1 protein-coding gene is annotated in these 1,848 nt (G+C 62.7%); it reads right to left on the bottom strand.

Annotated elements, in window-relative coordinates; genetic code table 11:
- Nucleotides 1-1,848 (bottom strand): condensation domain-containing protein (locus QOL57_RS21405; protein ID WP_283401544.1); only part of this gene is annotated, 1,848 nt, incomplete at both ends.

Raw genomic sequence — 1,848 nt, forward strand, 5'->3', positions numbered from 1 at the left:
CTCCAGCGCGTGCGCGAGCGACTCCAGCGCCTGTGCAAAGTAGGCTGCAATTCTCGCTGCATCCAGGCCTTGCACGACCTGGACGACGGTTCCGAAGTCTTCACCAAGATCGTCAACCGAAACGGTCAGGGGGTAATTGGTGCGCTCTTCATCGTGAACTGCATGCATGCCTTCGAATACGGATACTGCCGTGGTTGCTTCGCTGTGACGGTAGTTAAGCAGCGAAGTGAACAGTGGCAGAGGCGCGGCTACCTGACTGCAGCGCTGCGCCTGGACCAGCGACGCCTGCTCGTGATCCAGCAATTCACTCAACCGCTTGTGGGCGTGCAGCACCGCTTGCCCGACGTCCAGACCATCGAGCTGCAGCCTCAGTGGCAGCGTATTGATGAACATGCCAACCACGCGGCTTGCGCCCTCCAGTCCCTGCAGCCGCCCGGATACCACGGTGCCGAACACGGCATCGCCACGTCCGCAGCAGCGTGCCAGGACCTGCCCCCAAGCGAGATGGAACAGGGCTGCCGGCGTTACTGCCCACTGGCGAGCCTGGCTGCGCAGCTGAAAGCTCAGTGCTGGTGGTAGCGTCTGGCGTATCTCAGCGACCTGTGCGCCACTGCGATGAACGTCCAGCACGCCGAACGGCGCCGTTGGTTCCTCTACGTCACCCAGTTGCTCGCGGAAGTAGGCCGCATGAACGTCGTCTGGCGTGGCCAACGCCTTCGCAATGAAGCTTCGGTACGGCAGCGGTGCCGGCAAGCTAGCTGAATCGCCATGCATGAATGCCTGTACTTCGTGGATCAGCAGCTCCAGCGAGATGTGGTCGCATACGAGGTGATGGACCAGGAGAACCAACCAGTGGCCATCACCTTGCGGATCGGCGGCGGTGAATGCCTGTATCAGAGGCGGGCGCCCCAGATCCATCCGGATACGGCGGGGGTCGACCTGCTGGCGAAGCTGATCCGCCGGTTCGACGTCCGGGAAGAGAACGATGCGCTCCACTGGCAGTGAAACCTGGCGGTGAACCACCTGGACCGGACGCGGCAACCCTTCCCAGTGCACTGAAGTGCGCAGGATGTCATGACGTGCGATGACCTGCCGCAATGCGGACAGGAATGCCTGCAATGTCTCCTCGGTCTCGATCCGGGTAATGGAACGCAGCAGGTAGGCATCGCCCTCCCCGCCCAGAAGGTGATGGAACAACACGCCTTCCTGCAGTGGGCCCAGTGGATAGATATCCTGGATGTCGGCACTACCACCAGGGATAAGTGCGACCAGTCCGTCAATCTCCTTTTGGGAGAGCTCCAGCAACGTCAGGTGTTCGGGCGTGATGGAGCCGCTTCCATCGATCAGATTGGGAGGCACAGACGGCACCTCCGTATTGTGCTGCGTGCGCTGCACGCATGCGGCGAGCTCGGCCAGTGTGCTGGCACTGAAGGCCGCGCGGACCTCAACGTGCAGTCCTTGCTGGCGAAGCCTTTCGATCACGGTAATGATCCGCAGCGAGTGTCCACCGAGCGCGAAGAAGCTATCGTGGCGCCCCACGCGCTCCAGCCCCAGCACCTCTTGCCAGAGGGTAGCCAACGCCTGCTCCACCTCGCCCACCGGTGCCTCGTAGCAGCCTGCCACTACCGCTGCAATGTCAGGTGCAGGCAAAGCGCGCCGGTCCAGCTTGCCGTTTGAGGTCAGCGGCCAGTGCGGAACGGTCACGAAGGCTGAAGGCAGCATGTAGTCGGCAAGCTTCTGCGCGAGGTGTGCACGCAGCAACTCGGGCGCAGGCGGCGATTGGTCTTCGGCCAGCACATATGCCACCAGCCGCTTGTCACCGGGGGTATCCTCGCGCGCGATCACCAC

This window comes from Stenotrophomonas sp. yr243 (assembly GCF_900184195.1).
In the GTDB taxonomy this organism is placed as follows: Bacteria; Pseudomonadota; Gammaproteobacteria; order Xanthomonadales; family Xanthomonadaceae; genus Stenotrophomonas; species Stenotrophomonas lactitubi.